We start from the raw sequence: 14,852 nt of genomic DNA on the forward strand, positions 1-14,852 counted from the left end.
AAATTTTAACCTGTAAGAATATAAAACAAGATAAAGATAAACATAATGTTGTATTATAAATAATGTATGTTATCTCACTTTTAAAACCATTCGTCTACAGCAATCGGTTATTGACCTCTTCTTCAGTTTTTTAGTTGTATGTGTAATGTACCTTTGTGCCAGGAAGTTATAATAATAACTATGACTTTTTACCCAAACATAAAACCTTAACCTATGAAAATTTTAGCTATTGATGATCAACAATTAATTTTACTTTCTGTAGAGAAGAAATTAACTGATTTAGGATATCAAGTAGAAACTGCAAGTTCTGGAGCTGATGGTATAAAAGTATTTAATTCTTTTAATCCAGATTTAGTAATTGTAGATATTAATATGCCAGATATGAGTGGTTTAGATGTGGTAAAACACATTAAAAATAATTCTAAAACTGCCATAATGATAATGTCTGGTAATACAGACGAAGATATTATTTTAGATGGATTTAATCTTGGTATAGATGACTATATGAAGAAGCCAGTAAGTTTAGAAGAAGTTGCTGCACGTGTTAAACGTATTGTTGGCGCTCCTACACAAGCTGAGTCAGTAGCAAAAGTAGAAGGCGGACAAATGCTTCAGAAAAACTGCGTAGGTGTTGTTATACCTTGTTACAATGAAGCAGATAGGTTGTCTAGTAAAGAATTTAAAGACTTTGCACAGAAAAACTTAGGATACCATTTGTGTTTTGTAAACGATGGTAGTACAGATAATACTTTAGAAGTTTTAGAAGAATTAAGAAAAGATAGTGAAAACACCATAAGCGTATATAATTGCGAAAAAAATGGAGGTAAGGCGGAAGCTGTTCGTCAAGGAGTTTTGCATTTAGCTAAAGATCCTCAGTTTGATTATATAGGGTATTTAGATGCAGATTTATCTACAGATTTTACAGATTTTGACGATTTAGTAAAAACAATTGAAAGCTCTGATTATAAAATTGTAAGCGGATCTAGAATTAGCAGAATGGGAGCAGATATAACAAAAGAATCTGCACGTAAAATAATAAGTAAAACAATAAACCTTATTATTCAAAATATATTAAAAATGCCATTTAAAGATACACAGTGTGGTGCTAAAATAATGGATAGAGAAATAGCAACTACAATGTTTAATAAAAAGTTTATTACACGTTGGTTGTTTGATGTAGAGATCTTTATGCGTATGAAAAAGAAATACGGAAAAGATAATGTGCAACAGTTAATTTGCGAACAACCATTAAAAAGATGGATACACGCAGACGGTTCTAAATTATCTATGAAAGACTCTATTAAAATTGTTGGTCAGTTAGCGCAGATTAGAATGCACTACGGAAATAAAAGTTATGAAGTTTAGGTTAAGGTTCTCTTCTAACTAAAAAAATCCCACATTGTAATGATGTGGGATTTTTAATTAACTAAACTTAGACTTTCTTAATAAAATAAGCCATACATAACAAAGCAAGCTATAACTAACAAAATAGCTTGTACTCTAAAATTTTTATACCAAACAATACCTTTTAACTCCTTGGTTTCATCTATCCAAATTTGTTTAGTCCATGTGTTTGCTTTAACCTTATCTGCAGGTGGTGGTGCAGTAGCCAAACTAACAACTACAGATACAACTAAACTAATAAGTAGTAATACTGGCGCTAATAGTAAAAAGTGTATATCTATTTTAACGTCTAAAATGTACTTTAGTGTCATAATTGTTGCAGCAACAACTAAGCCAGCCATTAAACCGCTAAAAGCACCTTTTGCATTAGCTCTTTTCCAGAACAAGCCTATAAAAAATGTACCAACAATTGGTGGTGCTAAATAAGAAACTATTTCTTGGTAATAAGCAATAAGTGAATCAAAACTTTGAATATAAGGTGCCCAAATAACCGCAATTATTAATGTGATTACGGCTGTAATTTTACCAACTTTTACCTTTTTGGCGCTACTTGCATTTTTATCAATTTTACTGTAAAAATCCATTGTAAAAAGAGTAGATACAGAACTTAAGGTAGCACTTAAGGTAGAGGTTAGGGCAGATATCATTGCAGATAAAATAATACCAATTAAACCAACGGGCAATAATTTTACAATTAGTCTAGGGTATACTTGGTCTGTATTAATACCATATTTTTCTTTTAACTCTATACCACTAATTAACTCATGTGGTAAATTTTCTACTCCAAATAGGTTTATGCCACGCGCAATTAATCCAGGCACAATAAATATAAATAACGTAAATAGGTATAAAAAGCCTACTAGTAAAACACCTTTTCTACCGTGGTCTATAGATTTTGCAGATAAAACACGTTGTACCATAACTTGGTTGTTGGCCCAAAAGTAAAATCCAAGTATAGGTATCCCAACCCACATTCCTAACCAAGGTACGGTTGGGTCGTCTAAAGGTCTGGTTAATTTTAGCCAAACACCATCATTAAATTTATCTATAAAAGATTCCCAACCACCAATATTGCTAATAGCGTAAAACGATAAAATTGAAGAACCAATAATTAACACAGCAGCCTGTATCATATCTGCATTTATTGCAGAAGATAAACCACCAATAATTGTATAACTACCGGCTACGGCAGCCATACCTATAATAATCCAGATGATTTCTACTTCCGGAAAAATCATTTTAATAATTAAGGCTCCTGTGTATAGTGTTGCAGCGGCATCTAAAAAAACGTTACCAATAATTGTAATAAAAGAAAAGTAGGTTCTTGATTTACCATCAAACCTGCGCTCTAAAAATTCTGGCATTGTAAAAATTCCAGATTTTATGTAGAAAGGTAAAAAGAACATAGCAAAAAACACCATTATTAATACAGATATCCAGTTGTAGTTAAACACTGCAATACCACTAATAAAGCCTTCACCAGAATGTCCCATTAAAGTAGAACTAGATACGCTTGCGGCAAACAAAGACAACCCAACCATTGGCCAAGTTAAGTTTCTGCCAGCTAAAAAATAAGCGTCAGAATCGTTACTCTTACCGTTTTTTAAAGCCCACCATATTATAAAAACAATATAAAGAACAAGAACCGTAAGGTCTATATAACTTAAATTACTCATAAATTAATAGTTGTATGTTGTGTAAAGTAATACGCTTTTTGCAGGTATTGTTATTTGCTCTGCATTTGTAGTAAAACTTAAATTAGTTTGTACGGCTTTAGGAAAGTTATTATTGTCTACAGGTCTGTTGTTTTCACTATAGATATACTTTTTAAAGCTTTTGTTTTTAAGATTTTTAGTATCTAAAGAAAATGTAGCTTCTTTGTTACTATTATTTACAATTGAAAATGTAATATGATTAGTAGTAGACCAGCCGGCAACCATGCGTACTTTATCTAATTTTAACCCAGTAGTTTTTACAATTTTCATATCGTTTGAAAAATACCGTGTTAATAAAGCCCAGGTGTAAAACCAAGGTCTAATGGCTTCTTCTTTAGCATCACCAGTTAGTTCTTTGCCAAGAATGTTCCACATTCCCCATTTTTTAAGCTGATTTTTTTCACCTGTATCACCATTTGTATGCATTGCATCATCTAAACCCCATGCAATAACAGCATCAAAACCGCTGTTCATAGACTGTACTAAAACATCTGCCATATCTACACCGTAATCATAATCGTAAACAGATAATTGACTATCTGGACTAGCAAACTCATCAGCCTCGTATCTTTTTATATTTTCGTCTACATATTTTTCAAAACCTATTTCACCTAAAATAAAAGGTTTTTTTGCAACGCTATCGGCAAAAGAAATCATTTTAGTGTAGTGTTTTTCAAAATCACCAGAGCGTACAAATTCTTTTGTTGGGTAATCATGAACATCATAAGCAGCTAAAACATCATTTAATTGTAATACCGCTTCTTTAGCCCACTCTTCACCCGTGTATTTAGATTTCTCATTATTAAAAGGAGTAGCGTCTGGACCAATAACTTTTACTGGCGTTTTTAGTTTTTTTGATAAAAAAGCACTGTCTAGTTTTTTAACACCAAGTTTCCATTCGCCCCAATTGCCATCTACAGAAGACCAATAACCGTTTGGTTCATTCACCAAATTGTAATAGTTAATACAAGTATACCCTTTTGTATTAACAAGGTAGTTTAGGTGTTCTGCAATACTATTTAGCCACTTAGGGTCTGTGGCTCCGGTAAATGCATCTTGCATTTTTAAATGGGTGTCATGTACTTTATACGGTTGTCCCCATTCACCTAGAATAACTTTAATGTCGTTTTTTTCACAATAGTCTAGCAGCTTGTATAAAGCTTGCATTTCTTGATTTTCAAAATTAAGAATTGGGTTGCCATCTTTGTCTATACCCTCTAGGTATCTCCAATTTGCTTGGTCTAATACCCTAACAATTTTTGGCTTCATATAATCTAACCTTTTAAAAACAGTTTCCCATTTTTTATTAGTCATTAATAAGCCCCATTCTGCATCATCTGCATCTGCGTGTGGATACGCAGACCACTCTACACCATTGCCAATAAACTCATTAGAAATAACTTTATCGGCTTCAATTTTAACCAACTCATCTTTTTTTACCGTTTGGCAAGATGCTAACGGCAAAAAAAGGAGAAGTAAAATGTAATTAAATAGTTGCTTTTTAAGCATTTTTTAATTCGTTTAATAATTCATCAATATTACAAGTTGCAAGACCAACGTACTTGTCTGCAGCACCATAATATACATATAAAGTATCATCAATAATCATATTTCCTGTTGGAAAAACACAGCCTTTGTAAAAGCCTTCAATTTCATAATCATGCTCTGGCTCCATAATCCAATTTGTTAGCCTAGACTTTACAATTGTAGGATCTTCTAGGTCTAAAAGAGCTGCGCCAACACGGTAATATCCTAGTCCGCCATTTTCTACACCATGGTATATAATTAGCCAACCATCTTTAGTTTTTAAAGGAGGTGTGCTACCGCCAATTTTTTCTTCCCAAGTGCCATTTATTCCTGCTAACAATAATGTGCTTGGTTCTTCCCAAACCATTAAATCGTCAGAAAAGCGAAGCCAAATAGATGGTTTGTCACAACCGTATTCTTCACCGATCCATTCTTTTGGTCTATGCAACATTGCAAATTTTCCGTTTATTTTTTCTGGAAAAATAATAACATCCCTGTCATCTAAATTACTTTGTGTAATTCTTCCTAAACGTCTGTAGTTTTTAAAATCTTTGGTTAAAAGTAAGCCAGAGTTTGCAATGTTATTTTTTAAAACCAACGGAGCATCGGCATCACATTGTGGCAATAAAATTTCATCATGGTCAAAGTTCCAGTATTGTCCAGGAGGGTGAGGTCTGTAGGCATAGGTTACATAAAATTCATCTCCAAATTTTACAATTCTAGGATCTTCTACTGCACCCATATCTGGACCGTCTGTGCTAGGGCTAAAAACAGGCTGGTTAGAGGTGCGTGTAAAGTTTACGCCATCTGTACTGGTAGCTAAACCAAAACGTATTTGGTGTTCTACGTCATTACCAGCGGCTCTGTATAGCATATAAAATGTACCATCTTCATACCAAACACCAGGGTTACACACTACTAAGCTTTCCCAATCGTTTTCTGGGTTTGGACTTAATACTGGGTTGTTTTGATGTTTTTTAAGACGTAATAATCCTGTTTTTTTTTGTTCTACAGTATTCATACTAATTTTTATTTCCTTATTTGTAAATTATTTTTGATTGATTTTTTAAACTTTAGTTTTTGGCTTACTCCATATTTGTAAATAGTATAAAAGACTCTCCTTCTAAGGTCATATTTACACCACTTGTAAAGTTTAATTCTGTGTTGTTTTCTATTGGAGTAGCAAAACCATTTTCATCTACTTTGCCAACAAAAGAGCCATCTGCATTAGATTTATAGCTGTATTTATTAGCTGTTAAAGTACCTAGAAAGTCCGATTTTAATTTTAGCTCATATGTAGAATAGTGCGAGTTTACAATCGCAATTGTTTGTTTGCCATTGTATGTGCCTACTACGGCGCGTAATCCTTTTTTATTAGGTAGTTCTACGTTATAAATGTCACTGCCAGCAGGAAAAAAGCGTGTAAGTAATGAAACTGGGTAAAAGTAAGGTCTAATGTTTTCATCACTAGCATTACCAGTGTGCTCTTCGCCTAAAATGTTCCAAAATCCCCAACGTTTTAATTTATCAGACTGGTAATCTCCGTTGTCTGGGCTGTTGTACATAGCATCGTCCATATTCCATACTAAAGAACCAGAGTAGCCTTCTCTCATTGCTTGTATTAAAGCATCTGCCATATCTATGCCATAAAAAGCTTTATAAATCATCATATTAGAATCTTCACCAGCATATGGGTCGTTAGCAATAGCTTCTTCGTTTTGTAATTTTAGTTCTGCGTCTACCTCTGTGTATTTAAATCCAATTTCACCCAACACAATACGCTTGTCTGCCGGAGTTATTTTTTTGTAAGCGTTAAGCATTTGTGCAAATTCACCATTGCGAATTAGTTGTTGTTGTGGGTATACGTGAATGTCATACAAGCCAACATTGTCACCCAAATCTGCTTCTGTTTTTGTTAACCAATCTGTTTGGCTAGCAGTATTAAAAACAGCAATATCTGGCCCCATAACTTTTATGTCTGTTAAGCTGTAGTTTTTCATTTCTTCTAAATAAGCTAGCTGTACATTTTTCCAAATGTTGTAATCTCCTTTAGTGCTAGACCAGTCGCCATTAGGCTCATTAATAATGTTTATTGTTTTAATATTGGTATACCCTTTTTCGTTTACTAAATGATTTAAGAATTTCACAGATTTTTCAATCCAATCCATATCTATAGTGCTAATGTCGCCTACGGAACTGTGTCCCCATTCGCCATACGTAATTTCTATATTACGATCTTTAGCATAGTCTAGCATTTTAAAGAGTGATAGTGTCTTTGTGGTCTCGTCATACACACCATCATTATCATAAGACCAGCCAGAGTTGGTTACAATTCTTAAAAACGGAGGGCGCATAAAATCTATACGACTAAATAAAGTGTTCCAATCTGCATCACTAAGTGTTTCTGTACCTAACCAAGTTGGTACCATATCATAACCACCCCATTGTGCACCGTTACCAACAAAGTTTGTAGAAACCAATTCTTCAGTAATTACAACTTCTCTATTTTTTTCTACGGAAGTAAATGCAGGTTCATCATCATCACAACTTGCAGCAACAAGTAGCATAGGTAGCACAGCGGCGAATATATTTTTAAGTCTCATATTTTTATTTTTAGTATTGTTGTATCTCCTTAATTTTTATAATCAAATTGATGATCTATTATTTACTTAAGTTGTACCACATTTTTTTAGACATATGTGCTGTTTCTTCGTAATTATAGTTTGTGTCTGTCCAATTATACAACTCAGATAAATACTCTACTTCTGAGCTTATAGCAATTTCGGTTTCAGAATTAATTTCTAGTGTTAAAACAAATACAGCTCCTTCGCTATCTGTAATAGTTACTGTGTCACCAACAAGTTCCCAAGTTCCTGTACCAGTAGGGACTTTTCTAAACCTAGAATTAAATTCTGTTTCTGGCCAAGTAGTATCATCAGAAACAAAATCTCCGTACTCGCCATCAGTACCAGCGTTGTTTTCAAACGTTCCGTAAGGGTTGTCTCCATTTTTGCCTTCTACAATAAATGATATGGTGTTGTCTAGCTCTTTACCTGCACTAGGTAGGTAATTATTTAAAAGTTCCGTTTTCTCCCAACCCCAGCTTTCCCAGGTAAACATATCACAGTAAACTCCAATTTCAGCAATATTCCAAGTACCTGCAATAGATACGCTTCCGGGATCAAAATCTATTTTTAATTTAATGGTCCACATAGCACTTTCCCCTGTTTCTGAAGTAACATTTATTGTAGTAGAATTACCTGTAGAGAAATTTAAAGTGCTACCAATATTAGTGTCTGATGTAGCTGCATAAGATACGTTTAAGCTAGTAAGTTCTATAGCAGAAATATCTGTGCCATTATCTGCAATGGTAACCGTAACTTCTTTAGTATCTGTATTTATTTCTGTATCGCCTATTTGGTTTGCAACAGTTAAGCCCGTAATGCTATTGCCCGTTTGTATTACACGTTCTTTTGTTAGTGTATACCAAGTTAATTTAGACATATGAGCTAGTTCTTCAAAACTCCAGTCAGTATCTGTCCAGCTAAAATTTTCGGCTAAATAAGGAACTTCAGTTTTTAAATTAACCTCGTTAGTTGCAGTTAGTAGCTCTAAATCTAGTTCATGCTCTACTTTGTTTGCATCGGTAATAATTACTTTGTTACGTTCAAAATCTCTTAACCAAGTACCATTACCAGTTGGTATTTTTCTGAATCTAGAATTAAAGTTCCATCCTTTACCGGCATCTGAGTAACTACCAAAAGAACCGTCATTACCAGCGTTATGCTCATAATTACCAAAAGGATTTCCTTTAGCATCTGCACCTTCTACAGTAAAAGTAATTTTGTTGTCTAGCTCTGGGTTTAATTCTGTTAAGTAACCAAACATACTTTCATTCTTTTCCCAGCCCCAGCTTTCCCAAGTAAACATATCGCAATACATACGCACATCACCAATGTACCAAGTACCTTCTAAGTCGGACTTAAAAGGAAGCATTGTAACCTCCCAATCTAAACTATTGCCAGCTCCAGATGCAACAGAGATGGTAGTTGTGCCACTACTTAAATCTAATGTTGTACCCTTTTCATTTGCAGAACTTGCACCGTAAGAAAGCTCAATATTTTTAATCTCTACCTTAGATAAATCTGCAATGTTTTCGGTTTTAGCGTAAATTTTAATTTTTGCATCATCAAAATTACGTTCTATAATAGCTGTTCCTATTTGACCTTCTAGTAAAATAGAAACCACATTGCGTTCTTTTTGCCAATCTGTACCTTCTACATCTTCTAGAGGATTATCTGTACAGGCTACAAAAAATAGTGCCAACACTACAAAGTATATGTTATTTAATTTTTTCATTGCGCTTTAGTTTAGTTGATGTTAGGGTTTAAGTCTATTTCACGTTGTGGAATAGGATAAAAAGCAACTGCTTCTGGAGATAAACCAGCGGCATTGGTTACATTGCTTTGTACTGTGTTTGTACGTCTAAGGTCCCACAGACGGTCACCTTCGTAAGCAAGTTCTCTTTGGCGTTCTGCTACAACTAATTTTCTAAAATCTGCTTTAGATAAGCCACCAATACTAGCTAGCTCTGTAGCGTTTGCTCTGCTTCTAATTTGATTGTATTGTACTAAACCATCTGCATTAGCAGTAGCTTCTGCATAAACCAATTGTATGTCTGAGTAACGAATTAAGTATGGTCTTGTGCTTGTTTTATCACCCTCAAATAAAGGATCTATGTATTTTCTTGTAAACGGATAAATTACAGTGCCATCTGCAACAGAGCCTATAGGGACACCATCTTGATTATAAATTTCTGAAACAAATAAATCTGTTTTACGTTTGTCTTCAGCTTCATAAGAAGTGAATAGTTTATCTGTAGTCTGAAAAACACTCCACCCGTCATGTGTTGGAGAAAAAGTATCGTCTGTGTTTTTTAGATAAACTGTAGCCCCATCTATATAAGGAATAAAGTATTTAGATAGTTTAGAGTAATCTCCTTCTTCTGTGCCAGACCTGTCTAATGATAATATAAAAATATGTTCTGGTCCGTTAGGAGAGTCAACATTATAAATATTTTGAAGATCAGTGTCGTGACTATATTCTCCTTGGTTGTTTAAAACCATAGCTGCGTATTCTGCAGATTTTGCGTATAAATTGTCTACACTTTCTGTAATAGTATTGTATTTAGGAACTCCATTTTCTTTAGCAGAAGCAGCAAATAAGTATACTTTAGAAAGTAGTGCTTGTGCGGCAACCTTATCTGCACGCCCAGTAACTCTGTTTACTTCTAAATTGTCTATAGCTCTAGTTAAATCGTCTATTAAAAACGCATATACCTCTTGCATATCTGCAGGCAATGTAGCTGTGGTTTCATCTAATTTATCTATCAAAGATTTTTGTAATGGAGCTAAACCAAAAGCTTTTATAGCATTAAAGTGGTTGTATGCTCTTAAAAATAAAGCTTCGCCAAGTATGCGTTTTTCATCTTCTGGATTAAAACCTTTGCCTTCTATATTTTCTATTACTGCATTTGCACGGTTTACTGCAATATATATAGATCTGTAGTACTGTGTTAGTAATTGGTTTTGTGCAGTAACTTCCCAGTTTACAAATGCTTGTGCATCTGCACCTTCGTCTGCCTTAACAACACAATTGTCTGATGCTAATTCTGTAAAATAATACGTAACAGGTGCATAACTAACAAGTGTAAGTGCATCGTAAGCATATAAAATAGATGCCTCTGCATCTTCAATAGTTTTATAGAAATTTTCATCAGAATAAAAACCAGTAGGCTCTACATCTAAGCTCTCACAAGAAGTAACACCAGCAACAAGTGCCAACCCTACTATTAATTTTTTAAAGTGCTTCATTTTCAATTCGTTTATTATTGTAAATGTTTTCATTTTTAACTGAATTTAAAAGGTTAGTTCTACGCCTAAAGTCCAGTTTCTTAACTTAGGGTAGCCACCCCAGTAAATGCCATCTCCGCCTAGTTCAGGGTCATAACCATTAAAATCTGTTATGGTGAATAGGTTTGTTCCGTTCATAAAAACTCTACCTTTTTTAAACCAAGCCGTATTTAAGTTTGTTATGTTGTAGCCAATAGAAAGGTTTTGTAAGCGAACAAAGCTTCCTTTTTCTATAAAATAATCTGACATGTAAAGTGTACGACCATCTCTTAAGCTAGGGTAATTGTTTGTAGTGTTATCTTGTGTCCAGCGTAACGGTGTATTTCCGGGTTCACTAAAAGCTTTAGTGTTAAAAATATCTTGACCAAAACTACCATTAAAGAAAAGAGAAAAATCAAAGTTTTTATAGCGACCATTAAGGTTTAAACTTGCTATAAAATCTGGATTAGGATTACCAATTATGGTACGGTCATTTTCATCTATAACTCCGTCTTCATTTAAGTCTACATACTTAAATTCTCCTGGTTCTGCTAGGTCTCCTGTTAAGCCAGCTGCCAAACCTTGGGCTCTAGACTGTACAATACCATCTACTTTGTAGCCATAAAAAACATTTATAGGTTGCCCAACGGCTAAAATATTTGGTATAGCACGGAAAGCTTCAACTTGGTTTCCAGAGAACTCATATTTAATGCCAGTTAAAGCATCAGTATTTAAACCAGAAGACACAGCATCTCCTAAGCTTACAACCTTGTTTTTGTTTCTAGAAAAAATAAACATTCCGTTTAGTCCCCAATCTTCTTTGTTAACCATAGTACCATCTATAGTAACTTCTACACCTTGGTTTTCTATTTCACCATCGTTAACCCACATTTTATCATAAGAAGAAGAAGGAGAAAGCAAACGCTCACGTAATAAATCTGAGGTGTGTTTTTTGTAGTAATCTGCAGTAACTTTTAATCTGTTGTTAAAAAATGCAACATCTGCACCAATATTAAATTGTTCTGTAGTTTCCCATTTTAAATCTGGATTAGGAATACCGCCCCAGGTTTTTTTACCACTTTGACTATCTTGTCCAACTACATAACCAGGGCCAATTGTTGTTTGCCAACGGCCATTAACGTAGTATTGGTCTTGTCCGTATCTACTATTAATTAAGTAAGGAGAAATACCTTGGTTACCAGAGATACCGTAACTAGCACGTAGTTTAAACTCATCAAAAACATTTAGGTTACGAATAAAATCTTCTTTGTGTATTTTCCATCCTAATGCTCCAGAAGGGAATAATGCCCATTGGTTGTTTTCTCCAAATTTTGAAGAACCATCTGTACGTACTGTAAATGTAGCAAGGTATTTATCATCATAACCATAGTTTAAACGACCAATACCAGAGTACATAACAGTTTCAGATAAGCCATTGGCTACAGACTGTTTTTCTGGGTTACCAGCAGCAAGGTTGCCATTGCCTAAAGCTTCATTTAAAAAATCATACGCTTTCAGGTCAGACGTTCTGGCCTCATACCCTTGGTAAGAGAAACCACCCATTGCTGTAAAATTGTGCTTATTACCATATGTGTTGTTATACGTTAAAAAAGTCTCTGCAACAGTTTCTGTATTTTCCCAATTATTAACACCGCCAGAACCATTGTTAAAAGTACCGTCTTGAGTATAAATTTTAGGATTGTAATAATCTGTAATAGAGCGCCCGTATTTATGGTTAACCTGAGTTTTTAATTTTAACGTTTTTGTAAAATCAATCTCTATAAATGCAGAACCTATAAAATCTAAAAATTCGTTTTTATTAGTTCTATTTTCTACTAAGGCAATAGGATGTGAGTAATCTTGTGAGCCTGCTAAAAAGTAGTCGTTAATAGGGTTACCATCTTCATAAATAGGGAAAATAGGATTACGCCAGTATGCTAAATCATTATTGTTATTTTGGTTTCCTTTAGAGTAAATAACATTACCTCCAATAGTTACCTTGTCATTATATATTTTATGAATTACATTTAAATTAATGTTTAGTTTTTCATAATCATTATTAATGTAAACACCTTCATTAGTGTAATACGTAGTACTTAAGCTAAACTGTGTGCGATCTGTTTGGCTACGTACAGCAATATTTGTGTTATTAGATACCGGGTCACGAAAAACAACATCATCCCAACGTGTATTGTATGCCCAACTTCCATTTTTAAGCTCGCTCACAGATGGGTAATACACACCATTTGCATCTTTTGCACCAATATAAATAGGAGTAAAACCACCGTTAGTTCTGCTTTCGTTACTTAGCTCTGCCATTAAAACAGGATCTCTCCAAAGGTTAAGGTCTGATGTAAAACTAGAATATGTGTTTTGCTGAGAAACAGTAACCTCTGTAGTATGTTTAGCGCCTTTTTTGGTAGTAATCATAATAACACCATTGGCACCTCTAGAACCGTAAATTGCAGAAGCAGAAGCATCTTTAAGCACCTCCATAGAGGCAATATCTTGTGGAGAAATTTGTTTTAAATCACCTGCATAACCAATAGGAAAGCCATCTACAACAACAAGCGGATCGTTACCGCCGCGTAAAGAGCTGCCACCTCTAATTCTAATAACAGCGCCAGCGCCAGGATTGTCTGATGGTGTAGTTACTTGCACACCTGCAACCTGACCTTGTAATAAACCATCAATAGAATTGGCTGGTTTAGAAGGTATGTTGTCCATTTCTACCGAAGTAACAGAACCAGTAACATCACTCTTTTTAACAGAGCCGTAACCTACAACAACAACCTCTGATAGTTGCTCTAAATCCTCTTCTAATATAACAGATACATTTTTATTTTCTGGTATCGAAATCGTTTTAGTAACAAAGCCAATATAAGAAATTACAAGTACGTCTTTTGCACTGTCAACTTCAAGAGCAAAGTTTCCGTCAAAATCTGTAGTGGTTCCGTTTGTGCTAGAACCCTGCTCCATTATGGTAACACCAAGTAAAGGAACTCCGTCGTTAGATTTTACTGTTCCGGTTACCTTAATTTGTGCAACTCCATAGAAGCTAAAAATTAAGAAAACAATAAAAATCATACTTTTTTGAAACTCATATTTCATTAGTTCATGAATTTTTTAGTTAGTAATTAAGTTGTTTACAAAATAATAACATAACATTAACTTAAATTTTGTAAATGATGTTAAATAGTGATACTAATATGAATTTAAGGTTGTTATTGTAGTTATACAATGAATTATTATTGACTTTTATGATTGAAAATTGGGTTATTTTTATTTAATTTGATAAAAAATGTAGTCATTTATTTACATTTTACTATTATTGAAGCTTTATTTTGTGGAAATATAATATGATACTATTATGAATAAAGAAGCGCGTATTTTAAGGGAGTTAGTGCCTATATGTGAAGATGATTTCTTCATTGTATTAAACCATCATTCTGCTAAGTTTGATTTTCCTATACATTTTCATCCAGAATTAGAACTTAATTTAGTTTTAAATTCATCAGGAAAAAGAATTATTGGAGACTCTATACAGGAGTATGTAGATAATGATTTGGTCTTGGTAGGGCCTAACACACCACATGCATGGACAGGTGTAGACGAGAATACAAAAGCACATGTGGTAACAGTACAATTTCATGAAAAGTTTTTGTCAGAGTTGGCATTAAACAGAAAGTTAATGTTGCCTATTAGAGACCTATTAGAAAAATCTAAAAGAGGTATTTTATTTTCTAAAGAAACTATTGCGGTTTTAAAGCCCAAAATATTGCGTTTGTCAGAGTCTCAGGATTTTGATTCGCTTCTTAATTTTTTATCTATTTTGTATGATTTATCTATTGCACGCAGTACAAAAATGTTAGCGTCACACTCCTATGTAGACCACTACACTATGCATAAGAGCCGTAGAATAGAAAAAGTAAACAATTATATTAAAGAAAATTTGCACCAAAAAATACCATTAAAAGATGTGGCAAGTTTGGTAAATATGTCTGAGTCTGCATTTAGTCATTTTTTTAAAAAAAGTACAAATTCATCATTCTCTGACTATGTTAGTGATTTGCGCTTGGGCCATGCGGCAAGGTTGCTTATAGAAACAGAGCGCTCTATAAACGAAATTTGTTTTGATAGTGGTTTTAACAACATATCTAACTTTAATAGAACCTTTAAACGCAAAATGGGCTACACGCCAAGTTATTTTAGAGACCAGCAGAAGTTAATAACTAAGCATTAGCGGGTTCTTACTTTAGGTGAAGCAATTCAATTTTATATAAAACAACAAACCCCTTTACATTTAGTAAAGGGG

General features: G+C 33.9%; 9 protein-coding genes. 2 read left to right on the forward strand and 7 right to left on the reverse strand.

Annotation, left to right across the window (positions count from 1 at the left end):
- Window positions 1-213: 213 nt before the first annotated feature.
- Window positions 214-1,365, forward strand: coding sequence for a response regulator (locus AX016_RS04675; protein WP_100894508.1), 1,152 nt, complete (start codon window positions 214-216; stop codon window positions 1,363-1,365).
- Between the two features lie 77 nt (window positions 1,366-1,442).
- Here AX016_RS04675 and AX016_RS04680 read toward each other — a convergent pair whose 3' ends face one another.
- The 7 genes from AX016_RS04680 to AX016_RS04710 form a co-directional block, all read right to left on the reverse strand.
- The gene (locus tag AX016_RS04680; protein ID WP_100894509.1) at window positions 1,443-3,080 is read right to left on the reverse strand and encodes a sodium:solute symporter; all 1,638 of its coding nucleotides are present in this window, start codon (window positions 3,078-3,080) and stop codon (window positions 1,443-1,445) included.
- A 3-nt stretch (window positions 3,081-3,083) separates the two neighbouring features.
- On the reverse strand, window positions 3,084-4,628 hold the full coding sequence (locus AX016_RS04685; protein WP_100894510.1) for a hypothetical protein: 1,545 nt from the start codon (window positions 4,626-4,628) through the stop codon (window positions 3,084-3,086).
- Window positions 4,621-5,667 carry a glycoside hydrolase family 130 protein gene (locus AX016_RS04690; RefSeq protein ID WP_100894511.1) on the reverse strand — a complete coding sequence of 349 codons (1,047 nt, stop codon included), beginning with the start codon at window positions 5,665-5,667 and terminating at the stop codon, window positions 4,621-4,623. Before AX016_RS04690 ends, AX016_RS04685 begins: the two co-directional genes overlap by 8 nt.
- 64 nt (window positions 5,668-5,731) lie before the next feature.
- Complete coding sequence (locus AX016_RS04695) at window positions 5,732-7,249, reverse strand: hypothetical protein (RefSeq protein ID WP_100894512.1); 1,518 nt, start codon at window positions 7,247-7,249, stop codon at window positions 5,732-5,734.
- A gap of 58 nt (window positions 7,250-7,307) precedes the next feature.
- A complete protein-coding gene (locus tag AX016_RS04700; RefSeq protein WP_100894513.1) occupies window positions 7,308-9,005 on the reverse strand; it encodes a hypothetical protein in 1,698 nt (565 codons plus the stop codon).
- Window positions 9,006-9,016: 11 nt separating this feature from the next.
- A complete protein-coding gene (locus AX016_RS04705) occupies window positions 9,017-10,552 on the reverse strand; it encodes a RagB/SusD family nutrient uptake outer membrane protein (RefSeq protein WP_232732598.1) in 1,536 nt (511 codons plus the stop codon).
- A 12-nt stretch (window positions 10,553-10,564) separates the two neighbouring features.
- Window positions 10,565-13,648, reverse strand: coding sequence for a SusC/RagA family TonB-linked outer membrane protein (locus tag AX016_RS04710; protein WP_100894515.1), 3,084 nt, complete (start codon window positions 13,646-13,648; stop codon window positions 10,565-10,567).
- A 259-nt stretch (window positions 13,649-13,907) separates the two neighbouring features.
- Here AX016_RS04710 and AX016_RS04715 point away from each other — a divergent pair, with 259 nt between their 5' ends.
- Complete coding sequence (locus AX016_RS04715) at window positions 13,908-14,780, forward strand: AraC family transcriptional regulator (RefSeq protein WP_100894516.1); 873 nt, start codon at window positions 13,908-13,910, stop codon at window positions 14,778-14,780.
- Window positions 14,781-14,852: the final 72 nt, after the last annotated feature.

The organism is Cellulophaga sp. RHA19 (assembly GCF_002813425.1).
GTDB lineage: Bacteria > Bacteroidota > Bacteroidia > Flavobacteriales > Flavobacteriaceae > Cellulophaga.